The organism is Streptomyces sp. NPDC014733, assembly GCF_043083385.1.
In the GTDB taxonomy this organism is placed as follows: Bacteria; Actinomycetota; Actinomycetes; order Streptomycetales; family Streptomycetaceae; genus Streptomyces.
The window spans coordinates 13,609-38,623 of the sequence record NZ_JBIBYO010000015.1; the positions used below are offsets into that span (position 1 = coordinate 13,609).

The 25,015-nt window shown below is 72.9% G+C and carries 22 protein-coding genes; 12 read left to right on the plus strand and 10 right to left on the minus strand.

Translation table 11 applies throughout. From position 1 onward, the window contains the following. Window positions 1-33: 33 nt before the first annotated feature. From ACF1BH_RS26570 to ACF1BH_RS26580, 3 genes are all read left to right on the plus strand, one after another. Window positions 34-954 (plus strand): IclR family transcriptional regulator C-terminal domain-containing protein, encoded by a 921-nt coding sequence (locus tag ACF1BH_RS26570; RefSeq protein WP_391646353.1) that lies wholly within the window; start codon window positions 34-36, stop codon window positions 952-954. 151 nt (window positions 955-1,105) lie between these two features. Further along, a complete protein-coding gene (locus ACF1BH_RS26575; protein ID WP_391646355.1) occupies window positions 1,106-1,546 on the plus strand; it encodes a hypothetical protein in 441 nt (146 codons plus the stop codon). A 41-nt stretch (window positions 1,547-1,587) separates the two neighbouring features. Then, window positions 1,588-2,226: a uridine kinase gene (locus ACF1BH_RS26580; protein ID WP_391646357.1), complete on the plus strand. Its 639-nt coding sequence runs from the start codon at window positions 1,588-1,590 to the stop codon at window positions 2,224-2,226. A gap of 39 nt (window positions 2,227-2,265) precedes the next feature. Here the strand turns inward: ACF1BH_RS26580 and ACF1BH_RS26585 are convergent, their stop codons facing one another. Next, window positions 2,266-3,696, minus strand: a complete 1,431-nt coding sequence (locus tag ACF1BH_RS26585) for a WGR domain-containing protein (RefSeq protein ID WP_391646359.1) — start codon at window positions 3,694-3,696, stop codon at window positions 2,266-2,268. 138 nt (window positions 3,697-3,834) lie between these two features. Between ACF1BH_RS26585 and ACF1BH_RS26590 the strand changes: the two genes are divergently transcribed. Further along, window positions 3,835-4,296: a type II toxin-antitoxin system PemK/MazF family toxin gene (locus ACF1BH_RS26590; RefSeq protein ID WP_391646361.1), complete on the plus strand. Its 462-nt coding sequence runs from the start codon at window positions 3,835-3,837 to the stop codon at window positions 4,294-4,296. A gap of 61 nt (window positions 4,297-4,357) precedes the next feature. Here ACF1BH_RS26590 and ACF1BH_RS26595 read toward each other — a convergent pair whose 3' ends face one another. The 3 genes from ACF1BH_RS26595 to ACF1BH_RS26605 all read right to left on the minus strand — a co-directional run bounded on the left by ACF1BH_RS26595 (window position 4,358) and on the right by ACF1BH_RS26605 (window position 6,477). Next, on the minus strand, window positions 4,358-4,900 hold the full coding sequence (locus ACF1BH_RS26595) for a DUF1697 domain-containing protein (RefSeq protein ID WP_391646363.1): 543 nt from the start codon (window positions 4,898-4,900) through the stop codon (window positions 4,358-4,360). Between the two features lie 37 nt (window positions 4,901-4,937). Further along, window positions 4,938-5,501, minus strand: coding sequence for a methylated-DNA--[protein]-cysteine S-methyltransferase (locus tag ACF1BH_RS26600; protein WP_391646365.1), 564 nt, complete (start codon window positions 5,499-5,501; stop codon window positions 4,938-4,940). 91 nt (window positions 5,502-5,592) lie between these two features. Next, window positions 5,593-6,477 carry a glycerophosphodiester phosphodiesterase gene (locus tag ACF1BH_RS26605; RefSeq protein ID WP_391646367.1) on the minus strand — a complete coding sequence of 295 codons (885 nt, stop codon included), beginning with the start codon at window positions 6,475-6,477 and terminating at the stop codon, window positions 5,593-5,595. A gap of 651 nt (window positions 6,478-7,128) precedes the next feature. On the opposite strand from ACF1BH_RS26605, the gene uvrB reads away from it, so the two are divergent. Together uvrB and ACF1BH_RS26615 are read left to right on the plus strand one after the other, a co-directional pair. Beyond that, a complete protein-coding gene (uvrB, locus tag ACF1BH_RS26610) occupies window positions 7,129-9,264 on the plus strand; it encodes an excinuclease ABC subunit UvrB (RefSeq protein ID WP_391646369.1) in 2,136 nt (711 codons plus the stop codon). Window positions 9,265-9,537: 273 nt separating this feature from the next. Then, the gene (locus tag ACF1BH_RS26615; protein ID WP_391646371.1) at window positions 9,538-10,521 is read left to right on the plus strand and encodes a TerC family protein; all 984 of its coding nucleotides are present in this window, start codon (window positions 9,538-9,540) and stop codon (window positions 10,519-10,521) included. A 68-nt stretch (window positions 10,522-10,589) separates the two neighbouring features. Here ACF1BH_RS26615 and ACF1BH_RS26620 read toward each other — a convergent pair whose 3' ends face one another. The 3 genes from ACF1BH_RS26620 to ACF1BH_RS26630 all read right to left on the minus strand — a co-directional run bounded on the left by ACF1BH_RS26620 (window position 10,590) and on the right by ACF1BH_RS26630 (window position 13,824). Continuing rightward, window positions 10,590-11,246, minus strand: a complete 657-nt coding sequence (locus ACF1BH_RS26620) for an MBL fold metallo-hydrolase (protein ID WP_030282917.1) — start codon at window positions 11,244-11,246, stop codon at window positions 10,590-10,592. Between the two features lie 9 nt (window positions 11,247-11,255). Further along, window positions 11,256-11,987 carry a maleylpyruvate isomerase family mycothiol-dependent enzyme gene (locus tag ACF1BH_RS26625; RefSeq protein WP_391646374.1) on the minus strand — a complete coding sequence of 244 codons (732 nt, stop codon included), beginning with the start codon at window positions 11,985-11,987 and terminating at the stop codon, window positions 11,256-11,258. 250 nt (window positions 11,988-12,237) lie between these two features. After that, window positions 12,238-13,824 carry an FAD-dependent oxidoreductase gene (locus ACF1BH_RS26630; RefSeq protein WP_391646376.1) on the minus strand — a complete coding sequence of 529 codons (1,587 nt, stop codon included), beginning with the start codon at window positions 13,822-13,824 and terminating at the stop codon, window positions 12,238-12,240. 78 nt (window positions 13,825-13,902) lie between these two features. Here ACF1BH_RS26630 and ACF1BH_RS26635 point away from each other — a divergent pair, with 78 nt between their 5' ends. Both ACF1BH_RS26635 and uvrA read left to right on the plus strand, forming a co-directional pair. Continuing rightward, the gene (locus ACF1BH_RS26635; protein WP_391646378.1) at window positions 13,903-14,616 is read left to right on the plus strand and encodes a TetR/AcrR family transcriptional regulator; all 714 of its coding nucleotides are present in this window, start codon (window positions 13,903-13,905) and stop codon (window positions 14,614-14,616) included. 262 nt (window positions 14,617-14,878) lie between these two features. Continuing rightward, the gene (uvrA, locus tag ACF1BH_RS26640) at window positions 14,879-17,941 is read left to right on the plus strand and encodes an excinuclease ABC subunit UvrA (protein WP_391646380.1); all 3,063 of its coding nucleotides are present in this window, start codon (window positions 14,879-14,881) and stop codon (window positions 17,939-17,941) included. A gap of 185 nt (window positions 17,942-18,126) precedes the next feature. Here the strand turns inward: uvrA and ACF1BH_RS26645 are convergent, their stop codons facing one another. Further along, window positions 18,127-19,092 carry a carbohydrate kinase gene (locus ACF1BH_RS26645; RefSeq protein WP_391646382.1) on the minus strand — a complete coding sequence of 322 codons (966 nt, stop codon included), beginning with the start codon at window positions 19,090-19,092 and terminating at the stop codon, window positions 18,127-18,129. After that, window positions 19,089-20,195 (minus strand): LacI family DNA-binding transcriptional regulator, encoded by a 1,107-nt coding sequence (locus tag ACF1BH_RS26650; RefSeq protein WP_391646384.1) that lies wholly within the window; start codon window positions 20,193-20,195, stop codon window positions 19,089-19,091. Before ACF1BH_RS26650 ends, ACF1BH_RS26645 begins: the two co-directional genes overlap by 4 nt. A 326-nt stretch (window positions 20,196-20,521) precedes the next feature. On the opposite strand from ACF1BH_RS26650, the gene ACF1BH_RS26655 reads away from it, so the two are divergent. Together ACF1BH_RS26655 and ACF1BH_RS26660 are read left to right on the plus strand one after the other, a co-directional pair. Further along, the gene (locus tag ACF1BH_RS26655; RefSeq protein ID WP_391646386.1) at window positions 20,522-21,529 is read left to right on the plus strand and encodes a zinc-dependent alcohol dehydrogenase family protein; all 1,008 of its coding nucleotides are present in this window, start codon (window positions 20,522-20,524) and stop codon (window positions 21,527-21,529) included. 85 nt (window positions 21,530-21,614) lie between these two features. Then, entirely contained in the window at window positions 21,615-22,022 is a 408-nt protein-coding gene (locus ACF1BH_RS26660; protein ID WP_391646388.1) for a Rieske (2Fe-2S) protein, read from the plus strand. Between the two features lie 173 nt (window positions 22,023-22,195). Here the strand turns inward: ACF1BH_RS26660 and ACF1BH_RS26665 are convergent, their stop codons facing one another. Continuing rightward, on the minus strand, window positions 22,196-23,134 hold the full coding sequence (locus ACF1BH_RS26665) for a hypothetical protein (RefSeq protein ID WP_391646390.1): 939 nt from the start codon (window positions 23,132-23,134) through the stop codon (window positions 22,196-22,198). A gap of 237 nt (window positions 23,135-23,371) precedes the next feature. Between ACF1BH_RS26665 and ACF1BH_RS26670 the strand changes: the two genes are divergently transcribed. Beyond that, window positions 23,372-23,992, plus strand: coding sequence for a papain-like cysteine protease family protein (locus ACF1BH_RS26670; RefSeq protein ID WP_391646392.1), 621 nt, complete (start codon window positions 23,372-23,374; stop codon window positions 23,990-23,992). A gap of 4 nt (window positions 23,993-23,996) precedes the next feature. Next, window positions 23,997-24,827, plus strand: a complete 831-nt coding sequence (locus ACF1BH_RS26675; RefSeq protein WP_391646394.1) for a hypothetical protein — start codon at window positions 23,997-23,999, stop codon at window positions 24,825-24,827. Window positions 24,828-25,015 lie beyond the last annotated feature (188 nt).

Below are 25,015 nucleotides of genomic sequence, written 5' to 3' on the forward strand. Positions count from 1 at the left end.
GGCGCTGACCACTGCCAGGGGAGAGAGCACACGATGGGCAACCACCTCACCGCGCCCGACGCCGCCGTCGCGGCGACCACCGCCCTGCCCGCGGGCCCGGCCCCGAAGGGCACCGCTGTCCGCAGGAGGCCCGTGTGCCGCCCGCGGGACACCGCACGAGCGACGGGATCCAGCCATGCGGAACGGGTTTTCCTCGTCCAGGCCGCCTTCGCCGAACTCGGCGGCTCCGCCCACGGACCCGGCAAGATCGCGGAGTTCACCGGCCTGGACGACTCCGTCGTCTACCGCATCCTGCAGTCCGGCATCTACCAGCGGATCTTCGAACGCGTCGACCGCGGCCTCTACCGGCTGCGCACCTCGGCGGCCCAGCTCGCCTTCACCGCCCTCGACCACCGCCTCGACGGCGCCGCCGCACAGACGGTGTTGCGCGAGCTGCGGATGACCACCGACGGCGGCCTGGCGTTCCTCTACATGGTGGCGCCGTTCTCCGGGGCGCAGCGGCAGTGCGTCGACATGGCCGTCGGCGACTCCGACCTCGCCGAACTCGGCATGACGCCCCGCGACGTGCTGTCCGTGACGCGCTCGCTGCGCACCGGCGCCTCCGGCCGGACGATCCTCGCCTACCTGCCGCAGAAGGTGCAGCAGCGGGTGTTGGCCGAGCCCGTGCCCGACCAGGCGGGGCCCGGGGTCTACCGGGACAACGACGCGCTGATCGCCTCCCTGGCCGAGGTCCGCGACATCGGCTACGCCCTGGGCTACGAGGAGTGCATGGCCGGGTGGAACTCCTGCGCGGCGCCCATCATCTGGGACGGCGCCATCATGGGGTCGGTGCTGCTGCTCAAGCCGAAGCCGGTGATGCCGGAGGTGCCGGAGGCCTTCATCGAGGCGACGAAGGAGGCGGCGGCCGAACTCAGCCGCCACGGCGCGGCCCGTCCGGGGGCCGACGAGGCCTGAGCCGCCACCCGGCCCCACCCACGGAAGCCCCGGCGCCCGCCCGCCGCCCTGCGGGCGGGAACCCGTGACGCGGGCGGTCGGCGCGGCGTACGGTCGGACGGCTGCCGCGCCGACGGCGGCACCGGAACGGCAACGGGGACAAGGGGCACCGATGGACGCGGAGTTGACGGCGCTCGCCACGGCCGGGGCGACGACGCTCGTACAGCAGATGGCGACCGACGGCTGGGCGCAGGTGCGCGGGCGGTTCGCCGCCTTTCTCGCCCGGCGGCGCGGCACGGACGACGAAGAAGCCCTCCGGGGCGAACTCGATGCGTCGCGGGACGATCTGATCGCCGCCCGGCAGGACGGGGACGAGGAGTCGGCCGCCGATGTCGTCGCCGTCTGGCGGGGGCAGCTGCGCCGACTGCTGCGCGAGGACCCGGACGCCGCCGAGGAGCTGGCGGCCCTTGAGGAGGAGTGGCGGCCCCGGCAGGGCGGCACGTCGGTCCGCGATGTGCACAACTCCGTGAGCGGCTCCGTGCAGCAGGGCATCGTGATCCAGGCCGGGGTGATCTCCCGCCTCCACCAAGGGAGCGGGCCCTTCCCGCGATGATCCCCGGGAGGCCGCGCCCCGCCACCGTGCACAATGACGGGGTGCGGCTCCATCCGATCACCTGGGAACGACTGACCGATGCGCTCGCCGAGCGCATCGCCACCACCCCGGCGCAGGACGGCAGTGCCTGGCTGCGGATCGCCGTCGACGGTGCGCCCGCCGCCGCGCCGGAACAGCTCGCCGGACGGCTGACGGAGGCGCTGCGGCTGCGCGGCCGGGCCGCCCTCCGCGTCGACACCCACGGTTTCCTCCGCCCCGCCTCGCTGCGGCTGGAGTACGGGCACACCGACCCGGACGCCTACCACGACGAGTGGTTCGACCGGCGTGCCCTGTGGCGGGAGGTGTTCCAGCCGCTGGATCCCGGCGGCACCGGGCAGATCCTGCCGGATCTGTGGGACCCGGTCGCCGACCGGGCCACCCGCAGCGATTACGTGGCACTGCCGCCCGGCGGTGTCCTGCTGCTGCACGGACCATTGCTGCTCGGCCATTGGTTCCCCTTCGATCTCACGGTGCACCTCAAGCTGTCTGCCGCGGCCCTCGCCCGCCGCACTCCGCAGGAGGAGCGGTGGACGCTGCCGGCGTTCGCGCGCTACGAGGACGAGACCCGCCCGGCCGACGCCGCGGACGTCGTCGTACGGGCGGACGATCCGCGCCGGCCGGCCTGGAACGGGCCGGCCTGACCCCGGGGCGCCGTGGAGTGCTCCGTGCCGGGGACCGGCTCAGACCAGCTGCCGGATCTCGCCCCGCACGCGGTAGAAACCCCCCGACGCCGGTGCGAGGCCGTCGACGACGTAGCGCGCTCCGGGGCGGCGTATATGACGGGGGAACTGCACGTTCCAGGACGGTTCGAAGCCGTCCGACACGACGTGCACCCGCAGCCGCCCGCTCTCCTGGACGCACTCCACGACGATGCCGGAGGCGGCGGTGGCCGTCACCGTCTGCACCGTGGCCGACGGGGTGTAGGTGGGCAGCGCGGCGGCCGACTTCACGTCCCGGGCGACGGGGACCGTACCGGCCCGCGCGGCCGCCACGGCGGCCTCGCTCGCATCCACGCACACCAGCGAACCGTCGGTGGTCACCATGTACAGCTTCTCGTCGAGGTACTGCATCGACAGGGCGGAGCCGCCGCCGGTGCCGAGCTTCCACAGCCGGGTCCCGTCGGCGGCGAAGCAGTACACCGAGGAGGCCGAGTCGCCCGCGAAGACGTAGCGGCCGCCCGGCGCCGTGGCGCAGGAGTAGACGACCGTGTCGCAGGTGTACGTCGCCTCGATCGCGCCGTCCTTCTTCGCCAGCCGCTGCACCACACGCCGGTCGGTGCCGGCGTAGACCGACGCGTCCTCCTGCCAGCCGAAGAGCACCGCACCCCGGGTGGGCGTGTGCCACAGCTCCCGGCTGCCGTCGGCGGCGTACGCGGTCACACCGCGGCTGTGGCCGTGGTGGACGGCGCGGTCGTCACGCCGCACCATCCAGGCGGCGCTGCCGCTGCTGCGGCGCGACCACTGGTACTCGTCCTCGTGGTCGATGACCGTCAGACCGCCGTCGCGGTCCGCGACATGGAGGATGCCCTCGCGGATGTCCAGCCAGAAGATGTCGACGTCGGGGGCGATGTCGTACGCGGCGAACGGCAGCTTCGAGGAGAGGTCGTACACCGAGCCGTCGTCGCAGCCCGCATAGATCCAGAAGTCGTCCGCCACCAGGCACTTGACGCCTGCCGGGAGCTGATAGCGGGCCAGCACCTCGCCGTCGTGGCCCAGGGTGTGGACATCGCCGTTCTGATTGCCGACCCAGCAGCGGTCGGCGTCGACGTGGATGCCGAACGCGGCGGAGCCGGTGCGGAACCGCCACAGGACGGGGGCGACCGCACGCGCCGTCGACGGCGCCGAGGTGACCTGGCGGCGCGTCACCGGCCGGGCCGCGCGCTGTCCCCGGACCGCCGGGGCGTACCCCTTGCGGACCTTCTCGCCGATCTTCTTGGCGGCCGCCGCCTGCGCCTTCTCCGCCGTCGGGAACGTCGAGCGCTGCGACTGGCCGGCCGCGCCGATCCGGCCGTAGCGGACCGCGACGTCCGTGCCGCTCACCGACACCTCGTAGAACTTGTGGGCCCCGCCGCCCTCCTGGGACAGCTCCAGATACGTCGTGGATTCAGACATGGCGATCCCCTCCCCGGGCGGTCCCGTTGACCTTCCCCGCTGCTGAAAACCGTACGGCCGACCACTGACAACGGGCCCTGGCCGTGGTCCCGCCCGGCCCCTGACGGGCGGTCACGGCGCTGCGGTTAGCGTGGCCCCGTGACGTTTTCGAACCACGCGACCGGCGACAGCCCGGCGCTCCCCGGCAGCCACGGCCCCCACGCGACGACGGACGCCCTGCCCGCCTCCGTCGGTGCCGTACGGATGGCGTACGCGCCCGACCCCGACCGCGACCCGGACCCCGGCGAGATCGTGTGGACCTGGGTGCCGTACGAGGAAGGCGACGGGCGGGGCAAGGACCGTCCGGTGCTGGTGGTGGCGCGGGAAGCGGCGGGCACGCTGCTCGCCGTGCGGCTGTCCAGCAAGCCGCACGACCAGGACCGGGAGTGGATAGCCATCGGCGCCGGGCCGTGGGACCGCGCGGGCCGTGACTCGTGGGTCGATCTGGACCGGGTCCTGCGGCTGCACCCCCAGGGGATGCGCCGGGAGGCGTGCGCCCTGGACCGGGGCCGCTTCGGCCTCGTCGCACGGCGGCTCCAGGAGCGCTACGGCTGGCGCTGAACCGCAGGGTCCGCCTTGGCCGACCACGGCGGGCCCTGCCGGGGCGCCCCGGAACCGCAGGTCAGACCCCGGTCAGCGCCAGGATCTTGGTCACGGTGTTCCAGTTCCGGGAGGTGGCGACGACGCCGAGCGGGACCCGGCTCACCGCCTGCGCGAGCTTGGAGCGGCCGATGCCGTCCGGGCAGTGCAGATACAGCTCCCGCCCGATCAGCCGGAAGCTGTCCGGGGCGAACGCCGCCGCGTCCAGGGCGTCCAGCCGCGAGGTGTCACCGGGCGCCTCGGACAGGAACGTGAGATGCAGGGTCCGCGGCTCCGCCACCGCCTGCGGGTACGGGTTCGCCGCGACGCCCGCGGCGAACTCCGCGCCGGTACGGACCACCACCGGCACCGTCAGCCCCAGATCGGCGAGGATCCGCTCGTGCAGCAGGCGCGCGGTCTCCTCGGGCGGGGTGCCCGGATCGGCGAAGACGAGATTGCCCGTCTGCAGCAGGACGGTGACCTCCCGCAGCCCCAGCGACCGCGCCAGCTCCAGCTGGCGGGCCTTGGGGAAGGAGTTGTGCCCTCCGACGTTGATGCCGCGCAACAGCGCGATCTGCGTGGACATGGTGCCGCCTTTCGTGCGCCCGCTCGCGGCCGCTCGCTCAGAACAGGGGAGCGGGCAGGACGCCTTCCAGGGCCAGCAGGATGCGCTTGGCCTCCAGACCGCCGCCGAACCCGCCGATGCCGCCGTCACTGGCCACCACCCGGTGGCAGGGGACGACGACGGGCAGCGGATTGGCGCCCATCGCCGCGCCGACCGCCCGGGCGGCGCCCGGCTCACCGACCCGGTCGGCGAGGTCCTGATAGCCGACGACGCTGCCGTACGGCACGCCCGCGGCGAGCGCGTGCAGGACCCGGGCGTGGAACCCCGAGGTCAGCGACCAGTCCAGCGGCACGGTGAACACCGTCGCCACACCGGAGAAGTACGCCGCCAGCTCCGCCGCCGCCAGGGTCAGGTGGGGTATCTCCGCGCCCGGAGCCGTGCCGAAGATCCCTTCCAGCCGGGCCAGGGCCCGCCGGGTCGTCCGCTCGTCGGCGTGGAAGGCCACCTGGACCAGCCCCCGCTGCGTCGCGGCGAGCAGCAGCGGTCCGACGGGCGAGTCCGTCCGCCTCCACGCCCAGTCACGCCGCGGGTTCTGCGCTGGTTCCTGCGCTGCATCCGTCACGCCCTCAGCGTAGGGCGTGGCACTGACAACGCGGTGGCGGGCGGATCCGGGAGACCGTTCCCGCATCCGCCCGCCAGGGCGTAAGGCCAGGTCAGAGACCGTTCTTGTGCAGCGCGGCGCGGATCGTGTCCGCGGTGTTGCTGATGACGCCGTCCGCACCGGCCCCGGCGAGCTTCACCGCCGTGGCGGTGTTGTCGACGGTCCAGGTGTAGACCTCCATCGGACGGCCGTGCGGCCCCCGCAGCGCGTGCACCGCCTTGATGTACTCGGGGGTGGTCACCGTGTACGACGGGTTGATCTGGTCGCAGAACCGTGCGTACTCGGGCAGCTGGGCGACGGTGGGGTTGCCGAGGAAGCCGGTCTTGATGTCCGGCCGCAGCAGGTGGACGGTCTTCACCGCGTCACCGTTGAAGCTCTGGATGATCAGGCGGTTCTTGACGTGGTCACGGTCGAGCCACCCCTGGCGGCGCAGCTGGGACAGGACCTGCAGCTCGATGCCCGGGTACAGCTCCGGAGACTTCAGCTCCAGCAGGAGCCGCTGGTGGTTGTGGGTGACCGCGTTCATGTACTGCTGGAGGGTGGGCACCCGCTCGCCGGCGAACTTCGCGTCGAACCAGCTGCCCGCGTCCAGCTTCTTGATCTCCTTGAGCGTGAAGTCGGCGACCTTCCAGGGCGCGCGGTCCGGGAACACCTTCTCCACGTCGGTCGTCCGGTTGAGCGTCGTGTCGTGCAGGACGATCAGCTGACCGTCCTTGGTGCGCTGCACGTCGTTCTCCACCCAGCGGGAGCCGCGCCGGTGGGCCTCGTCGATGGAGGCCACGGTGTTCTCGGGGGCGTGGGTGGGGGCGCCGCGGTGGGCGACCGTCACGGTTCTGTGGCCGCCGGTGGCGGCCTGTGCGGCGGTTGGGGGGAGGACGAGCGTGGACAGACCCAGGAGCGCGCCGGAGAGGGCGGTGGCGGCGGTGCGAAGACGCATACGGACTCCTCGTGGACGTCGTGGACGTGACCGGGTGTGAGGTGTGCGAGGAACGGGGGTGACGTGGCCTGATGCCGTGCCGGACGGCCAGAGGTTCGCAGCCGGGGGGTACGGAGAGGGAGGCGAGGGATGGACAGAGATTGAACGAGAAGTGGCCGGTGTTCCGTGTTTGAGGCGCGCGGTGACAGGTTGTCCGGAATCGCCGTGCAACAGATGGACGCTCCGGCGCCGTCCAACTTGCCGGAGTGGCGGCGAACCCGCATCCCGGCCGACGGTTCGTCACCCTTCGTGCCTGTGACCGGTTTTGGTCTTCCCTGGATTCCGGGGCGCGTCACTCCGGAAACCGGGCGGGAGCGGAGCGGTCACAGGGGCGGACGGGGCCCGCGGGGCCGGCAGAACCGGGCCGTCGCCGCACGGCTCCGGATGGCTCAGGCGCCGGCCGTGCCCCGGTGCCCCGGTCCCTCCGTGCCGCCCGCCCGCTCCCGCCTGATGGCGTCCGGCCCGGGCCGGGGCCGAGCACGGGGCCGGTGATCGTCCCGGTCTTCCGCCGGCCCCGGGCGACTCCCGCACCGAGATCCGTCGATCGGGCGAACGCCCTGGTCGGAAGGGTTTCCCGGCCGGATGTCAGTGGGGGGTCGTACGGTGGATTCCATGCGGCCCGTATCGAAGATCGAACGCACGGTGGCGCCTTTCGAGGTCGTCAGCCCCTACCAGCCCAGCGGCGACCAGCCGACGGCCATCGCCGAGCTGGAGCAGCGCATCCGGGGCGGTGAGAAGGATGTCGTCCTGCTGGGCGCGACCGGCACCGGCAAGTCGGCGACCACCGCGTGGATGATCGAGAAGCTGCAGCGCCCGACGCTCGTCATGGCGCCCAACAAGACCCTCGCGGCCCAGCTCGCCAACGAATTCCGCGAGCTGCTGCCGAACAACGCCGTCGAGTACTTCGTCTCCTACTACGACTACTACCAACCCGAGGCGTACGTCCCGCAGTCCGACACGTACATCGAGAAGGACTCCTCGATCAACGAAGAGGTCGAGCGGCTGCGCCACTCCGCGACGAACTCCCTGCTCACCCGGCGGGACGTCGTCGTGGTCGCCTCGGTCTCCTGCATCTACGGCCTGGGCACGCCACAGGAGTACGTCGACCGCATGGTCCCGCTCAAGGTCGGCGACGAGATCGACCGTGATCAGCTGCTGCGCCGCTTCGTCGACATCCAGTACACCCGCAACGACGTGGCGTTCACCCGCGGCACCTTCCGGGTGCGCGGCGACACCATCGAGATCTTCCCGGTCTACGAGGAGCTGGCCGTCCGGATCGAGATGTTCGGCGACGAGGTGGAGGCACTGTCCACCCTCCACCCGCTGACCGGCGAGGTCATCAGCGAGGACCAGGAGCTGTACGTCTTCCCCGCCAGCCACTACATCGCCGGTCCCGAGCGGATGGAGCGGGCCATCGCCGGGATCGAGGCGGAGCTGGCCGACAGCCTTGCCACGATGGAGAAGCAGGGCAAGCACCTGGAGGCCCAGCGGCTGCGGATGCGCACGACCTACGACATCGAGATGATGCGCCAGGTCGGCTCCTGCTCCGGTATCGAGAACTACTCCATGCACATGGACGGCCGTGAGCCCGGCTCCGCGCCGAACACCCTGCTGGACTACTTCCCCGACGACTTCCTGCTGGTCATCGACGAGTCGCATGTGACGGTGCCGCAGATCGGCGCGATGTACGAGGGCGACGCCTCGCGCAAGCGGACCCTCGTCGAGCACGGCTTCCGGCTGCCGTCCGCCATGGACAACCGCCCGCTGAAGTGGGAGGAGTTCCTGGAACGCGTCGGACAGACCGTCTACCTCTCGGCGACCCCCGGGAAGTACGAGCTGGCGCGGGGCGACGGCTTCGTGGAGCAGATCATCCGTCCGACGGGGCTGGTGGACCCGGAGGTGGTGGTCAAGCCCACCGACGGGCAGATCGACGACCTGGTCCACGAGATCCGGGCACGGACCGAGAAGGACGAGCGGGTCCTCGTCACGACGCTCACCAAGAAGATGGCCGAGGACCTCACGGACTACTTCCTGGAGCTGGGTATCCAGGTCCGCTATCTCCACAGCGACGTCGACACCCTGCGCCGGGTGGAGCTGCTGCGCGAGCTGCGGGCGGGCGAGTACGACGTCCTGGTCGGCATCAACCTGCTCCGTGAGGGGCTGGACCTCCCGGAGGTCTCCCTGGTCTCCATCCTCGACGCCGACAAGGAGGGCTTCCTGCGGTCCGGTTCGGCGCTGATCCAGACGATCGGGCGCGCGGCGCGGAACGTCTCCGGCCAGGTCCATATGTACGCCGACAAGATCACCCCGGCGATGGAGCGGGCGATCGACGAGACCAACCGCCGCCGGGAGAAGCAGCTCGCCTACAACAAGGCCAACGGCATCGACCCGCAGCCGCTGCGGAAGAAGATCGGCGACATCGTGGCGACCCTCGCGCGCGAGGAGATCGACACCCAGGAGCTGCTGGGGACGGGCTACCGCAAGGGCGACTCCGGCGGAACGGCGAAGGCTCCCGTCCCGGAGCTGGGCGGCAAGGCGGCGAAGGGCGGCAAGCGCGCCAAGGCGGGCAAGGGCGCGACGCCCACCGACCGGCCCGCCGCCGAGCTGGCCGAGCTGATCGAGGAGATGACCGAGCGGATGCGGGCGGCCGCCGCGGACCTGCAGTTCGAGGTCGCGGCCCGGCTCCGGGACGAGGTGGGCGAGCTGAAGAAGGAGCTGCGCCAGATGCGGGAGGCCGGGGTGAGCTGACCGCCGGGCGCCGCGCCGCCACGCCGGCATCTGCCGAGCGTGGCAGCGCGCAGCACCTGACCAGGCGCTTTACCTTTTCATTTACTTCATCTTGGAATTCCTTTACGCTTGCTCCGCGGAGGGGAGTACTCCTGCAACGACGTCCCCGTCATCACGGATCACGAGCGTGACGAGATCCCGGGGCGTCGGTCCGGCGGCCTTCGGCAGCCGGGCGGAAGAGACCTCCGGCAGCGACGACGCTGTTGTGTGCCGTACGACTCTGCCGGAGGAGCAGTGGACGTTTCCCTGACCCTGTGGGTGCTGACCATCCTTGGTCTCAGCGCCCTGATCGCCGCCGATTTCTTCATCGGCGGCCGCACCCCGCACGAGGTCTCCCTCAAGGAGGCCGGAATCTGGACCGGCGTCTGGGTGACGCTCGCCGCGCTCTTCGGACTCGGACTGCTGCTGTTCGGCGGCTCCGCTCCGGCCGGTGAGTTCTTCGCCGGTTTCATCACCGAGAAATCCCTGAGCGTCGACAACCTCTTCGTCTTCGTCCTGATCATGGCGAAGTTCGCCGTCCCGTCGATCTACCAGCAGCGGGTGCTGATGGTCGGCGTGCTGATCGCGCTCGTGCTGCGGGCCGGATTCATCGGCGCCGGCGCCGCGATCATCGCCCACTTCTCCTGGGTCTTCTACCTCTTCGGCGCGTTCCTCATCTGGACCGCGTGGAAGCTCGTCAAGGAGGCCATGGCCGGTGCGGAGGACGAGGAGTTCGAGGAGAACCGCTTCCTGAAGACCGTCGGGAAGCGCTTCCCGTCGACCGGTACGTACCACGGCACGAAGCTGTTCGTCGTCGAGAACGGCAAGCGGCTGATGACGCCGATGCTGGTCGTCATGCTGGCGATCGGCACCACCGACGTCCTCTTCGCCCTGGACTCCATACCGGCGATCTTCGGCCTCACCCAGGACCCGTACATCGTCTTCACGGCCAACGCGTTCGCCCTGATGGGGCTGCGGCAGCTCTACTTCCTGATCGGCGGGCTGCTCAAGAAGCTGGTCCACCTCTCATACGGCCTGTCGGTCATCCTCGGCTTCATCGGGGTGAAGCTGATGCTGCACGCGCTGCACGAATCGGGGGTCGCCGTGCCGGAGATCAGCATCCCGGTCTCGCTGGGCGTCATCTGCGCGGTCCTCGTCGTCACCACCGTCACCAGCCTGCTGGCCGACCGGAAGCAGGCGGGGCAGGAGACGGCGCCGCGGGAGAACGCAGGCGTCTGACCGGCGACTGCCGCCCGTACCACGGCGGGCCCCGCACACCTGGGTGCGGGGCCCGCCGTCACGGATGGCTACCAGCCGCGCTCGCGCCACTCGGCGAGGTGCGGCCGCTCCGCGCCCAGCGTGGTGTCGGCGCCGTGCCCCGGATAGATCCAGGTCTCGTCGGGAAGCTGATCGAAGAGCTTGTGCTGAACGCCGTCGATCAGGGTGGCGAAGCTCTCCGCATCGCCCCAGGTGTTCCCCACGCCGCCCGGGAAGAGGCAGTCCCCGGTGAAGACATGGGGGGCGCCGTGCGGGTCGTCGTAGATCAACGCGATGCTGCCCGGGGTGTGACCGACCAGATGCCGTGCGGTCAGCTCCACCCGGCCGACGCGCAGGACGTCGCCGTCCTCGACCGGCACGTCCGTGGGCACCGGGATGCCCTCGGCGTCGTACCGCCCGGCGTACGTCCGCGCGCCCGTAGCGTCGACCACCTCGCGCAGGGCGCCCCAGTGGTCACCGTGCCGGTGCGTGGTGACCACCGACGCGAGACCGCTGTCGCCGATCAGGGTGAGCAGCGTGTGCGGCTCCGCCGCCGCGTCGATCAGCAGCTGCTCATCGGTCGCCCGGCACCGCAGGACGTAGGCGTTGTTGTTCGTCGGACCGACCGCGACCTTCGAGATCATCAGATCGGTCAGCTCGTGCACGTCGGCCGGTCCGCCGACCTTCACTGCTCCGCTGTAGGCCATGACGCCAGCTTAGAGCGGGGGTACGACAGGCAGCGCGCCGCCGTCGGCGGTCAGCTCGTCGCCCTCACCGCGCCCGGTGAGCCAGCCGAGCAGCGCCGTGGCCGGACCGGTCACCACGAGCGGCGCTGCCTCCTCGGTGGCCCGGCCGGTGCGCCGGGTATGTCCGTCGGCGGTGCGCAGCTCCAGCGCCGGCAGCCCGGGGTGCCCCGCGAACTTCACGCCGGTCAGGAAATCCAGCTCGGCGGCGACGAAGGCGGCGGGCAGCCGGTCGAGGGTGTAGCCGATCCCCAGGTCGACGTGGTGCAGCTCCACCTCGCCGAGCCGCCGCAGCGGCAGCCGGTCGGCGCGCTCCACCACGCCGTTGCGCATCTCGACCCGGAAGCCCCGCCGGTCCGCCGGAAGCGCCCGCGCCGCGGCGGTGAACCGCTCCCCGCTCGCCCGCAGATCGTCCAGCTGCGCCGCCAGCGGGCGGACCGCGTCCCGCCGGATGTCGGCGTCCCGGGTCGCCGCATCGGCGTACATCGGCGTGGGGACGTCCGTCCGCGCCCAGGTCAGCAGGTTGACCAGGGCGTCCGCGTTACGGGACAGATGGGCCAGGACATGGCCGCGGGTCCAGTCGGGGAGCAGGGACGGTTCGGTGACCGCGGCGTCGTCGAGACCGGCGACGGCGGTGAGCAGCCGCTCGGTGGCCTCGTGGACGGCGGCCACATCGTGCGCGAAATCTGGCGCGGTATCGGTCATGCCCCGACGCTAGCGCCGCGGACGCGGCTGCGGGAGACCGCCGGAACCGGCCACACCGCGCCCCCACGCGCCCCGGGACGACACCGGTGCGCCCCGGTCGCGTACCGGCGCCCCGGGGCGCGGCGCCCCGGCCCACCAGGCCCGGGGCCCGGTACGCCGCCGAGATGACCCCAGGCAGCGCACCGCGCGCGTCGCCCCGGAGCGCGCCCCCTCCCCGAGGAGTGCGCCCCGCCGGGCCTCGGGTGCGCCGCTACGCCGCGCCGTCGCCAGGCGTGCCGAACCACCGGCGCAGCGCGTCGTCCAGCCCGTCCGGCGACGCAGAGGCTCCGGGGGGTGCGTCCACGGCCCATGCCGTGCAGCCGTCGGGGCGGACCAGCAGCCCGGCGGGGGCGGGCCCGGTGGCGCGGGCGGTCAGCACCCGCAGCCGGTCCGTGTAGCCGGCGGCCCGGGCGCGCAGCGCGGCGTCGTCCGCCAGGTCGAGCAGCAGACCACCCCCGTCACACAACCGGTCGCCGAGCCGGGTGCCGTCCGAGAACAGCAGGTCGGGGGCGCTGCGGCCGATCAGCGGATGGTCGCCGGGCAGGTCGATGCGGTGCAGGACGCCGGAGATCTGCTTGGCGAAGAAGGTGGTCGCATCGACGGTCCTGGCCAGTTCCGTGACGAGGGCGCGCAGCGCCCGGGCGTGCGACTCCGGCCGCATCAGCGCCACTTGGGCCCGCGTCCAGTCCAGCACCCAGGCGCCGAGCGGGTGCCGCTCCGTGGTGTACGTGTCCAGCAGGCCCTCCGGGGCCCACCCCCGGATCGTCGCGGCGAGCTTCCAGCCGAGGTTGACCGCGTCGCCGATGCCGAGGTTCAGCCCCTGGCCGCCGAAGGGGGCGTGCACATGGGCGGCGTCGCCCGCCAGCAGCACCCGCCCCCTGCGGTAGTCCGGGACCTGCCGGGCGTTGTCGGTGAAGCGGGTCGCCGACAGCACCTTGGTGACCGTGACGTCGACGCCCGACGTGTGCCGCAGTGACGCCTGCAGCTCCTCGGCGGTGACCGGCGCCCCGCGGTCGGCCGGCGGGCCGTCGAACTCCACGGTCAGGATCCGCCCCGGCACCGGTCCGTGCACGTAGATGCCGGTGTCCGTGCTGTTCCACCCGGCCTTCAGCCCCTCGCCGCCGGTCATCTCGACGAGCGCCTGACGGCCGGTGATCTCCGGTGCGGTGCCCGGGAACGGGAAGCCCGCGAGGCGGCGGACCGTGCTGCGCCCGCCGTCGCAGCCGACCAGCCAACCGGCGCGCAGCACCCCGTCGGTGGTGTGGACGGTCACGTGGTCGGCCGCGGTGTCGAAACCGGTCAGTTCCACCCCGCGGCGCATGGTGACGCCCAGTTCGGCGGCGCGTTCGGCGAGCAGGTGCTCCAGGGCCGCCTGCGGGACGAAGCCGACGTCGTCGGCGGGGCCTGCGGCATGGAAGTCGGGGTCCTCCGCGTCCAGCAGATCGCCGTGGAGCATGATCCCCGCGAAGTGCCCGGCGAAGCGCGGCGCTCGGGCGACGCCGTCCACGCCCGCCGCCGCCCGCTGCCGCAGGAACGACGCGAACCGTTCCAGGCCCTCGCGCTGCACCTCCTCCAGGGCGGGCAGCAGACCGCGCCGGTAGAGGGACTCCGTGGTCGGCGTGTTGATCGCCCCGGCCTTGATGGTGGTGTCCACCTCCGTCAGCCGCTCCAGGACCGTGACATCCACCCCCGCCAGCGCGAGTTCGCAGGCCAGCATCAGCCCCGCCGGCCCGCCGCCCGCGACGACGACCTCCGCCTCCGTGCCCGGGCCGGTGCCCGCCGTGGCGTCCGTACGCATGTCCCACCCCTGTCCGTGTCGCTGGTACCGAGGAAAGAATGTAGTCACTAAAAAAATATGGCAAGTAAAATATTGCGTATGAGTGCGAAGGAAGCGGCGGACCGGGCCGGTGCGGACGGCGGGGCGGTGGACACGGACGCGGAGGAGGCGGGGCTCACGCTGCGGGAACGCAAGAAGCGGCGGACGCGGCAGCGGATCTCCGGCGAGGCGAGCCGGCTGTTCGTCGAGCGCGGCTTCGAGCAGGTCACCGTCGCCGAGGTGGCACGCGCCGCCGAGGTCTCCGCGATGACGGTCTTCAACTACTTCCCGCGCAAGGAGGACCTCTTCCTCGACCGCGTCCCGGAGGCCACCGAGATGCTCGTCCGCGCGGTACGCGACCGGGAGCCGGGCGAGACGCCGCTCGCCGCGCTGCGCCGGCTCGCCACCGGGCTGGTGGCGTCCGGCCATCCGCTGACGAGGGTGGGGGAGGGGTTCGGGCGCTTCTGGCGGACGGTCCTCGACTCGCCCGCGCTGCGGGCCAGAGGGCGTGAGGTGCTGGAGGAGCTGGAGGGACTGCTCGCGGCGGAGCTGGCGCGGGCCGCCGGTGCGGCGCCGGGTGATCCGGAGCCCCGGATCGCCGCCGCGCTGATCGCCGGCGGATGGCGGGCCGCGTATGCGACGGCGGTGCAGCGGCAGCTCGACGGTGACCCCGCGGAGGCGGTCGCCGTTGAGCAGGCGGCGGTGCTGGAGCGGACCTTCGACGCGCTGGAACGGGCCCTGCCTGCGCTCGGTGGGCCGGGGGAGCCGCGCTGACCTGCGCAGGCGTGGGCGGGGTGCGGAGCGGTGGTGATCGGGAAGGATCCGGCGCCGCCACACGTTCGAGTGAAGCAGGGCAACGACGACCGTAATTCGAATGCGCGTGCTATAGGCTCGTGTGTGGCATCACTCAGACAGTGCCGTGGCGGTCCCCATACCCTGGGAAGGGGTTCCGCTCCGCTCCGCCGCCTCTGCTCATCACCGGGCGCCGGACGCGGTACCGCGGCTCCCCGCCCACTCCAGAAAGGTGCCGACCGGCGTGGCCGACCGTCTCATCGTCCGTGGCGCTCGCGAGCACAATCTCCGTAACGTCTCGCTCGACCTCCCCCGCGACTCCCTCATCGTCTTCACGGGGCTCTCCGGGTCGGGCAAGTCCTCGCTCGCCTTCGACACGATCTTCGCCGAGGGGCAGCGGCGCTACGTCGAGTCGCTGTCCTCCTACGCCCGGCAGTTCCTCGGGCAGATGGACAAGCCCGATGTGGACTTCATCGAGGGCCTGTCCCCCGCGGTCTCCATCGACCAGAAGTCGACGTCCCGCAACCCCCGCTCGACGGTCGGCACCATCACCGAGGTCTACGACTACCTCCGCCTCCTCTTCGCCCGGATCGGCAGGCCGCACTGCCCCGAGTGCGGCCGCCCGATCGCCCGGCAGTCGCCCCAGGCCATCGTCGACAAGGTGCTGGAGCTGCCCGAGGGCAGCCGCTTCCAGGTCCTCTCCCCGCTGGTGCGGGAGCGCAAGGGCGAGTTCGTCGATCTCTTCGCCGACCTCCAGACCAAGGGGTACAGCCGCGCCCGGGTCGACGGCGAGACGATCCAGCTCGCCGAGCCGCCGAAGCTGAAGAAGCAGGAGAAGCACACCATCGAGGTGGTCGTCGACCGCCTGACGGTGAAGGAGTCCGCCAAGCGCCGGCTGACCGACTCCGTCGAGACCGCCCTCGGGCTCTCCGGCGGCATGGTCATCCTCGACTTCGTCGACCTGGACGCCGACGATCCGCAGCGCGAGCGGATGTACTCCGAGCACCTCTACTGCGCCTACGACGACCTCTCCTTCGAGGAGCTGGAGCCGCGGTCCTTCTCCTTCAACTCCCCCTTCGGCGCCTGCCCGGACTGCACCGGCATCGGCACGCGGATGGAGGTCGACCCGGAGCTGATCGTCCCCGACGAGGACCGTTCGCTCGACGAGGGCGCCATCCACCCCTGGTCGCACGGCCACACCAAGGAGTACTTCGGCCGTCTGGTCGGCGCCCTCGCCGACGCCCTCGGTTTCCGTACCGACATCCCGTGGGCCGGGCTGCCGCAGCGCGCCAGGAAGGCCCTGCTCAACGGTCATCGCACGCAGATCGAGGTCCGCTACCGCAACCGCTACGGCCGCGAGCGCGCCTACACCACGCCGTTCGAGGGCGCCGTGCCGTTCGTCAAGCGGCGCCACAGCGAGGCGGAGAGCGACAGCAGCCGCGAGCGCTTCGAGGGCTACATGCGCGAGGTGCCCTGCCCGACGTGTGAGGGCACCCGGCTGAAGCCGATCGTCCTCGCGGTCACCGTGCAGGGCCGGTCGATCGCCGAGGTCGCCGCCATGTCGATCAGCGACTGCGCCGACTTCCTGCGCGACATGACGCTCAACGCCCGCGAGAAGAAGATCGCCGAGCGGGTCCTCAAGGAGGTCAACGAGCGGCTGAAGTTCCTGGTCGACGTCGGTCTGGACTACCTCTCGCTCAACCGCGCCGCGGGCACCCTCTCCGGTGGCGAGGCCCAGCGCATCCGGCTCGCCACCCAGATCGGCTCCGGTCTGGTCGGCGTCCTCTACGTCCTCGACGAACCGTCGATCGGCCTCCACCAGCGCGACAACCACCGGCTGATCGAGACGCTGGTCCGGCTGCGTGACATGGGCAACACCCTGATCGTCGTCGAGCACGACGAGGACACCATCAAGGTCGCCGACTGGGTCGTGGACATCGGTCCCGGTGCCGGTGAGCACGGCGGCAAGGTCGTGCACAGCGGCCCCATGAAGGAGCTGCTGGCCAACAAGGAGTCGATCACCGGCCAGTACCTCTCCGGCCGGCGCTCCATCGCGACACCGGAGATCCGCCGCCCCGTCGACCCCGCCCGGCAGCTGACGGTGCACGGCGCCAAGGAGAACAACCTCCGCGACATCGACGCCTCCTTCCCGCTGGGCGTGCTGACCGCCGTCACCGGTGTCTCCGGATCCGGCAAGTCCACGCTGGTCAACGACATCCTCTACACCCACCTCGCGCGCGAGCTGAACGGCGCCAAGGCGGTGCCCGGGCGGCACACCCGGGTGGACGGCGACGACCTCGTCGACAAGGTGGTCCATGTCGACCAGTCGCCCATCGGCCGTACGCCGCGCTCCAACCCCGCGACGTACACCGGGGTGTTCGACAACATCCGCAAGCTCTTCGCGGAGACGATGGAGGCGAAGGTCCGCGGCTATCTGCCGGGGCGTTTCTCCTTCAACGTCAAGGGCGGCCGCTGCGAGAACTGCTCGGGCGACGGCACCATCAAGATCGAGATGAACTTCCTGCCGGACGTGTACGTGCCGTGCGAGGTCTGCCACGGCGCGCGCTACAACCGCGAGACGCTGGAGGTGCACTACAAGGGCAAGTCCATCGCCGAGGTGCTGGACATGCCCATCGAGGAGGCACTGACCTTCTTCGAAGCGGTGCCGGCCATCGCCCGTCACCTCAGGACGCTGCACGACGTCGGTCTGGGCTATGTCCGCCTCGGCCAGTCCGCGCCGACCCTCTCCGGCGGTGAGGCGCAGCGCGTCAAGCTGGCCAGCGAACTCCAGAAGCGGTCCACGGGCCGTACGGTCTACGTCCTGGACGAGCCCACCACCGGGCTGCACTTCGACGACATCAGCAAGCTGATCACGGTGCTGTCCGGGCTGGTCGACAAGGGCAACACGGTCATCGTCATCGAGCACAACCTCGATGTGATCAAGACCGCCGACTGGATCGTCGACATGGGCCCCGAGGGCGGCAACGGCGGCGGCATGATCGTCGCCGAGGGCACCCCGGAGCAGATCGCCTCGGTCCCGGCCAGCCACACCGGCAAGTTCCTGCGGGAGATCCTCGGCGACCGGGTCAGCGACGCCGTCGACGCCGCCACCTCGGTAGCCCCCGCGGCGGCGAAGCCGGCGAAGAAGGCGGCGGCCAGGAAGACCGCCACCAAGGCGACCACAACCAAGGCGACGGCCAGCAAGGCGACGGCCACCAAGGCGACGGCCAAGAAGACCGCCGCGAAGACCACGGACAGGAAGACCGCCGCGAAGAAGGCGACCGGCAAGGCCCGCCGGGCCTCCTGACACCCCGTCGGCACCCGGGCCGCCGCCCTGACCCGCTCCCCGGAGCGGCAGGGGCGGCGGCCCGCTGCGTGCCACCGCGTCGGGTGGGCGTGCCACCGCGTCGGGTGGGCGTGCCACCGCTCCGGGCGGGCGGGGCGCCACACGGAAGCGGCGCTCCGCCCTCCAGGGCCCGCCCGCCCGACGCGCTACCGCTCCAACTCCGCCGCCCACGGCGGCTCGGCGCCCGCGCGGGAGCAGGTGAGGGCGGCCGCACGGGCCGCGAAGGTGAGGATGTCGCGCCAGTCGTCCGCGTCGAGCGCGGCCACCGCCGGGCGGGAGAGCGCTTCATGGGCGTCGAGCCGGTGCAGCAGCGCCGCATTGACGGTGTCGCCGGCCCCGATGGTGTCCACCACCGGGACCCGCACACCGGGCACCGACACCACCGAGCCGTCCCGCGTCCACCCGGTCAGCCCGTCGGCGCCGCGGGTCAGTACCACCGCGGCGGGCCCGGCGGCCAGCCACTCCCGCACCGCGGACGCCACGGCCCCGTCGCCGTCCGGGTGCCCCGGCCCGGCGTCCGCGAGCCACCGGGCGTCCTCCTCCGACAGCTTCAGCAGCGTCACGTGGGGGAGCCAGGAGCGGAACCGGGCGCGGTAGGCGGCGGGATCCGGGATCAGACCGGCCCGGATGTTCGGGTCCAGCGCGGTGAACACCCCGCGCCCGGCCTCCCGGCGCAGCAGCGTCTCGTACGCCGTCGCGCCCGGCTCCAGCACCAGCGAACAGGTGCCGAAGGAGAGCGCGCGCACCGACGGCGGCAGCGCGTCCGGCACCGTGAACAGGCGGTCGGCGGTGCCTCCGGCGTAGAAGCCGTAGCCCGCCGAACCGTCCGCGCCGATGTCCGCCACGGCCAGCGTCGTCGGTTCGTCGCCCCGCTGCACCAGCCGCGCGTCCACCCCGGCCGCGGACAGACCGCCGAGCAGTGAGTCCCCGAACGCGTCGCGGGAGATCCGCGAGCAGAAACCGACCGTGGCACCGAGCCGGCCCAGCGCGACGGCGGTGTTGTACGGGCCGCCGCCGCGCCGGGGCAGCAGCGCGGGCAGCCCGTCCTCCGCGGCGCCGCCCCGCGGGCCGGGGACGAGATCGATCAGTGCCTCACCGGCGACAACGATCACGGGGTGTTCCTTTCGTCCACGGGGGAGTCCCTTTTCTCGGCGGTCGGAGCGGTCGGAGCGGTCGGAGGCGCGGCGCCCGGCCGGGCACCGGCGGTACCACGGGAGGGCTCGGGGCAGCCGCACGAGGCACGGTGCATCAGCGTGCACGGCAGGCGCAGTGTGCGCGGCGCCCGGTCCGGGGCGGCCAGCCGGTCCAGCAGCAGCCGGACCGCCGCCGCCCCGATTTCCCGGCCGGGCTGGGCGACGGCGGTCAGCCGGGGGGTGAACAGGTCGGCCCAGGAGAAGTCGTCGAAGCAGGCCAGCGCCACGTCGTCCGGGACCCGCAGGCCACGGTCGCCCAGGGCGCGCAGGGCGCCGATGGTCATCGCGTTGTTGGCGGTGACCAGGGCGGTCGGCGGGCGCCCGGCGGAGAGCACCTGACGGGTGGCGGCCTCGGCGCCCGCCGCCTCGGAGTTGCCGCCCGCCAGCAGCCCCGGGTCGTACGGCAGCCCGCGCGAGCGCAGCGCCGCGCGGTATCCGGCGACGCGTTCGGTGGTGGTGCTCAGCCCCGGCAGTCCGGCGATCAGACCGATGCGGGTGTGTCCCCGGTCGGCGAGGTGTTCGACGAGTTGCCTCATGGGTGCCGCGTTGTCCGCGCACACCTGATCGTGTGCGCCGCCGACCAGCCGGTCCAGGAAGACGGTGGGCACGGCCCGGCGGGTCAGATAGCCGACCATCTCCGACGGCTCCGCGGACGGCGCGACGATCATGCCGTCGACCCGCCGCTCGTGCAGCAGCTGGACGACCTTCCGTTCATGGCCGGGGTCGTCGTGCGGGTCGGCGAGCAGCAGGCCGTACCCGGCCTCCAGCGCGCCCGCCTCGACGCCTTGGAGGATCTCGGTGAAGTACGGATTGCTGATCGCGGAGACCGCCAGCCCGATCGACCGGGTCCGCGCGGTCACCAGCGAACGGGCCAGGGTGTTGTGGGTGTAGCCGAGTGCGTCGATGGCGCGGAGCACCGCGGCGCGGGTGGCCTCGCGCACCGGGCGGGTGCCGTTGAGGACGTGCGACACCGTGGCGACGGAGACCCCCGCGTGCCGCGCCACGTCCACCATCGTCGTCATCGGGCTCTTCCTTCCGAACGTGCGGCGCCGCGGCCGGGTGCCGCGGCGTCCTGGCGCGGCCGGCCCCTACGGGACCGGAGGGGCCGTACGGGCGCCGGCGCCGCGTCCGGGCTCCGGCGCCGCGTCCGGGCTCCGGCCCGGACCCGGGCGCCGCGCAACTCCCGGGCGCACGCCGGGGAACCGGGGCGGACGGCCACCGGGAACAGGGGCCGTGCGCCCGCCCACCGTAGCCGTCCCCGACCGTGCGCGTAAACGCTTGCGCAAGCGTTTACGCGCGGGCTACCTTCCGGGGCACCGAACCCCGTACGACTCGTGAGGAGGCGCCGATGCGCGCTCTTGTGGTCACCGAACCGGGCGCCCCCGACGGCTTCGTCGTCACCGAGGTGCCCGATCCCCGCCCGGGGGCCGGTGAGGTGCTGGTGCGCGTCGCGTCCTGCGGGCTGTGCGGTACGGACATGCATCTGCTCGACGGGGAACTGCCCGCCGCGCGCTACCCGTTGATCCCCGGGCACGAACTGACCGGCGAGATCGTCGCCCTGGGCGCGGGGGTGACCGCCCCGGCCGTCGGCACCCGGGTCGCGGTGGACCCCAACATGCCGTGCGGCACCTGCCATTACTGCCGGATCGGCCGCGGCAACCTCTGCGCCGACTACCGCGCGGTCGGCGTCACCCGCGACGGCGGCTTCGCCGAACTGGTAGCCGTCCCCGCGAGCTGCGCGTACCCCCTGCCGGACGGGCTCCCGGCGGCCGCCGCCGGGCTCGTCGAACCGCTGTCCTGCGCGGTCCACGGCCTCAGCCGGCTGCCCCGCCGCCCCGGCGAGCACTACCTGATCTACGGCGCCGGCACGATGGGCCTGATGATGGCCGCGCTCGTCCGGACCGCCGGCGCCGCGTCGGTGTCGGTGGTGGACCTCAACGCGGACCGGCTGGCCTTCGCCGAGTCGTTCGGTGTCGACGCGGCCGTGGCCGACGCGGGTGCCCTGGGGCGCGCGCCCGGCTTCGAGGTGGTGATCGACGCGACCGGGGTCGTCGCGGCCATCGAGGACGGCCTCGGCCGGGTGCGGCGCGGCGGCACGTTCCTCCAGTTCGGCGTGGCCGACCCGGCCCGCACCGCGTCGTTCTCGCCGTACCGCGTCTACCACCACGAGATCGACATCCTCGGCTCGATGGCGGTGCACCACAGCTTCGGCCCCGCCATCGACGTGCTGGCTGCCGGGCTGGACCTCACCCCGCTGGTCAGCGACGTCCTGCCGCTCGACGACGCGGCCGAGGCGGTACGCCGCTTCCGCGCGGGCACCTGCCGAAAGATCCAACTGGCGCCCGGGCCCGTCTGACGCGGCCGGGCGGGGGGCGGCGCGGGGCTGCCGGTAAGGTCGGGCTTCGGTAGACATCGCCCCCCGTGACCCCTCTGGAGCAGCCATGAGCCAGCCCCCCGCCCGCCGAACCGTCCTGCGTGGTGCCGCGCTGGTGGGCGCCGCGGGCTTCGGGGTGGCGGCGTGCTCCGGCGGCGCCAGGAAGGACGACGGCGTGCCCTCCGAGCCGGTCGAGCTGGGGGCCGCCGCCGAGGTCCCGGTGGGCGGCGCGAAGCTCTACCGCGAGGACCGGCTGGTCGTCTCCCAGCCCGCCAAGGGCACGTTCAAGTGCTTCAGCGCCAGGTGCACCCACGCCGGATGCGTGCTCACCGAGGTGACGAAGGAGGAGGGCGACTGCTCCTGCCACGGCAGCCGCTTCGACGTCACCAACGGCCAGGTGCTCCAGGGACCGGCCACCGAGCCGCTGCCGGAGGTCCCGATCAAGAACAAGGGCGGCAAGCTGATCGCCGGCTGAGACCGGGGCGCCCGGCCGCTGCGGCGCGCCTGCGGGCCGGGGCGCACGGCTCCGGGCACAGGGCGTGCTCCCCGGCCGTCAGGGGCGCGCGGCCCGGCCGCCCACGCCCCGGTGCGCGCCGTCCGCAACGCGCCCCGTGGCACCGGACGCGGCGCCTTTGCGGGCCCGCCCCGTCATCCCCAGTCCCACACGATCCCCACGATCCCGGGCCGTACACCCTGCTCCACCAGGTGCACGGCGCGGTGGCGGCCGCTCAGCGTCAGCTCCTGGCGGCCGCCGCGCGGGGCGCCCGCCGACGACTGGGTGAAGCGGCGGCACCGCACCGGGAGCGCCGACTCGTCGAAGCGCACCTGGAGGACGTACTGCCCGCCGGTGAAGCGGAAGCCGCGGAAGTACTCCGTACTGGGACCGCCGGTGCCGTCCTCGAAGGCGTAGCCGAAGACATAGGTGTCCCCGGCGCGCAGCCGGGTGTCGAACAGCAGCTCCGCGACCACCACCCCGGCCTCCGCGTCGCCCCGTACCCGCCCCAGACGGCAGTTCTCCGCCGCCCGGACCGTCACCCGGGACGGATCGCAGCCCACGTCACCGCGGTGGATGGCCACATAGCGGTCCACGCCGTCCCGGTGCGCCCGGACCACCTGGACCGATTCGCGGGCGCTCAGCTCCCGCCCGGCGCCGATGCGCACCCGCTCGTGGTGGCCCACGGTGTGCAGCCCGTCGTCGGCGGGCGTCTCCAGCTCGGCGAAGAGCTGGTGGAGCGCGTCGGCGGGCTCCACCAGAGTCCGGTACGAGCGTGCCGACGGGCGGTCGCCGTCCGGCCGGACGCCGCCCTCCGGGACCAGCAGCCGGTGCAGCGACCGCTCCGGCAGCTCCAGCACCTCCTCCAGCGCCCGCACCGCCCGGAGCGACTCGGGGCGCTGCGGGCGCCGCGCGCCCTGCTGCCAGTAGCTGAGGCTCGTCACCCCCACCTTGATGCCGCGCTGCGCGAGCTTGTGCTGCACCCGGTTGAGCGCCAGGCCGCGGACGCTCAGCGCGCTGCGCAACGCCAGGTGGAAGGGGCCGGTCTTCAGCAGTTGCGCCAGCTCGGCCGCCTCGGGAGTGTTCCGTGCCATCTCTCAACCTCCGGCGCGCGGGTGAACGTTCACTACCGGATCGCACGGCGCGCGCCCTGCCCATGAACTCACTGCAGTACGCCGGGCACCGGTCGTTCACATCCGGGCCCGTCCGTCCACACCCCCATGTCATCCCGCATTGAAGCGTGTTGACCTGCCTGCGACAACACCGGATGCTCCTTCGCAGCATCCGGATGCGCTCCTCCACACCCCACCGCCCCGTTCGGGAGGAACGCCGTGCCCCGTCCCCGCACCGTACGCCGCAGACGCCCGGTGGCCGTCGCACTCGCCGCCGCCGCACTGACCGTCCTGCCCGCCGCCACCGCGAGCGCGGCGCCCGCCACACCCCGTACGCCCGCCGCGTCCGCCCCGCGCGCCACCGCGAACAGCCTGGACATTGCCATGCAGGCCCAGGAGAACAGCAACTGGTGCTGGGCCGGCTCCGGCAACACCATCGCCGCCTGGTACGGCCGCAACTACAGCCAGAACCAGTTCTGCAACGCCGCCTTCGGGCGCCCCCAGAACACCGACTGCCCCAACGACCAGGCCACCTTGGGCAACGTCCAGAACGCCTTCCGGTGGATGGGCCTCAACCCCGGCTCGTACGTCAGCGGCTATCTCGCCTATGCCACCGTCCGCGGCGAGATCGACGCCCGGCGCCCCGTGGAGACCCGCATCCAGTGGGCCTCCGGCGGCGGCCACATGCACGTCCTCTACGGGTACGACGCCGATCGCGGCTGGGTGCGCTGGGGCGATCCCTGGCCGTCCAACAATCGCTACAACTGGGGCGATTACAGCTACTACGTCAACGGAAACGACTTCTCCTGGACCCACTCCCTCTACCGGACAGGAGCCTGAGGCCATGACACGGCGCATCGCCTTCCGGGCCGCCGCCACCGGCGCCCTCGCCACCTCGCTCATCGGCCTCGCCGCCCAGAGTGCCTCGGCCGCGTCCCACCCCGCGGCCCCCGAGGCGCCGCCCCGCGCGAGCGTCGCCGCCGCCCACCGCGCCGCCGCCGGGCCCGGCACGCTCGCCACCCTGGCCCGCTTCTTCGCCCACGACGGGACGCTCACCCCGGAGCAGGCCGCCCCGCACGTCGACGCCACCACGGTCCCCGTGTACGGACTGTCCCCGGACTTCGTCCGCAAGGTCCCCGGCGCCCCGGTGGCCCGGCTGGAGGCCCTCGCCACCAGGGCGGTCGCCTCCGACGGGCGCACCGCCTCGGTGTGGACGGTGCGCCGTGGCGGCTCCTGGAAGGTCGTCAACATCGCCACCGGGGACGACGAGACCCGCGCCGCGGCCGCCGGATCCCGCCTGGCCGCCGGGGGCACCGTCTTCCACGAACCGCAGATCAACGCCTGGTACGTCCAGCAGGGCGACCGCATCCGGCCGCTCGACGCCGAGGCACGCAAGGCCGTCGGCCCCGGGGGCGTCACCGTCGCCGCCTACCGGGAACGGGTCGCGAAGGCGTACGGCGACAAGCTCCCCGGCTCCGCCTACGACCGGCGCGGCGAGGCCGGCGGCTACGGCGGGCCCGCCGCGGAGCGTCCCGCCGCCCCCGGCGCCCGCCCCGTCACCACGGCGGACGGCGGCGTCCCGGTGGCCGCAGCGTCGGCCGTCGCCGGTGCCGCGGCCCTGGTCGCCCTCGGGCTGACCGGCACCACCGCGGTCCGCCGCCTGCGCCGCCGCTGACCGGGCGGCCCGCCGTCCGCCTCCCCGCGGCGGGGCGGGCCGCCCCGCCCCGTGCGGGGGCCGCGGACCGGAAGCACCGGCTCCGCGGCCCCCGCTCCCGGCCCCCGCTCCCGGCCCCCGCTCCCGGCCCCGGTTCCCGGGGGCCGTCCCGCCCCGCCGCGAGCCCGCGGATTGTCGGTGGCGGTCAG

What these genes read in the sequence shown, in the direction of transcription:
- uvrB (WP_391646369.1), top strand. Translation starts at nt 7,129, where the DNA reads ATGCGGCCCGTATCGAAGATCGAACGCACGGTGGCGCCTTTCGAGGTC.
- ACF1BH_RS26665 (WP_391646390.1), bottom strand. Translation starts at nt 23,134, where the DNA reads ATGGCACGGAACACTCCCGAGGCGGCCGAGCTGGCGCAACTGCTGAAG.
- ACF1BH_RS26655 (WP_391646386.1), top strand. Translation starts at nt 20,522, where the DNA reads ATGCGCGCTCTTGTGGTCACCGAACCGGGCGCCCCCGACGGCTTCGTC.
- ACF1BH_RS26585 (WP_391646359.1), bottom strand. Translation starts at nt 3,696, where the DNA reads ATGTCTGAATCCACGACGTATCTGGAGCTGTCCCAGGAGGGCGGCGGG.
- ACF1BH_RS26595 (WP_391646363.1), bottom strand. Translation starts at nt 4,900, where the DNA reads ATGTCCACGCAGATCGCGCTGTTGCGCGGCATCAACGTCGGAGGGCAC.
- ACF1BH_RS26625 (WP_391646374.1), bottom strand. Translation starts at nt 11,987, where the DNA reads ATGACCGATACCGCGCCAGATTTCGCGCACGATGTGGCCGCCGTCCAC.
- ACF1BH_RS26575 (WP_391646355.1), top strand. Translation starts at nt 1,106, where the DNA reads ATGGACGCGGAGTTGACGGCGCTCGCCACGGCCGGGGCGACGACGCTC.
- ACF1BH_RS26570 (WP_391646353.1), top strand. Translation starts at nt 34, where the DNA reads ATGGGCAACCACCTCACCGCGCCCGACGCCGCCGTCGCGGCGACCACC.
- ACF1BH_RS26635 (WP_391646378.1), top strand. Translation starts at nt 13,903, where the DNA reads ATGAGTGCGAAGGAAGCGGCGGACCGGGCCGGTGCGGACGGCGGGGCG.
- ACF1BH_RS26630 (WP_391646376.1), bottom strand. Translation starts at nt 13,824, where the DNA reads ATGCGTACGGACGCCACGGCGGGCACCGGCCCGGGCACGGAGGCGGAG.
- ACF1BH_RS26620 (WP_030282917.1), bottom strand. Translation starts at nt 11,246, where the DNA reads ATGGCCTACAGCGGAGCAGTGAAGGTCGGCGGACCGGCCGACGTGCAC.
- ACF1BH_RS26650 (WP_391646384.1), bottom strand. Translation starts at nt 20,195, where the DNA reads ATGACGACGATGGTGGACGTGGCGCGGCACGCGGGGGTCTCCGTCGCC.
- ACF1BH_RS26605 (WP_391646367.1), bottom strand. Translation starts at nt 6,477, where the DNA reads ATGCGTCTTCGCACCGCCGCCACCGCCCTCTCCGGCGCGCTCCTGGGT.
- ACF1BH_RS26660 (WP_391646388.1), top strand. Translation starts at nt 21,615, where the DNA reads ATGAGCCAGCCCCCCGCCCGCCGAACCGTCCTGCGTGGTGCCGCGCTG.
- ACF1BH_RS26675 (WP_391646394.1), top strand. Translation starts at nt 23,997, where the DNA reads ATGACACGGCGCATCGCCTTCCGGGCCGCCGCCACCGGCGCCCTCGCC.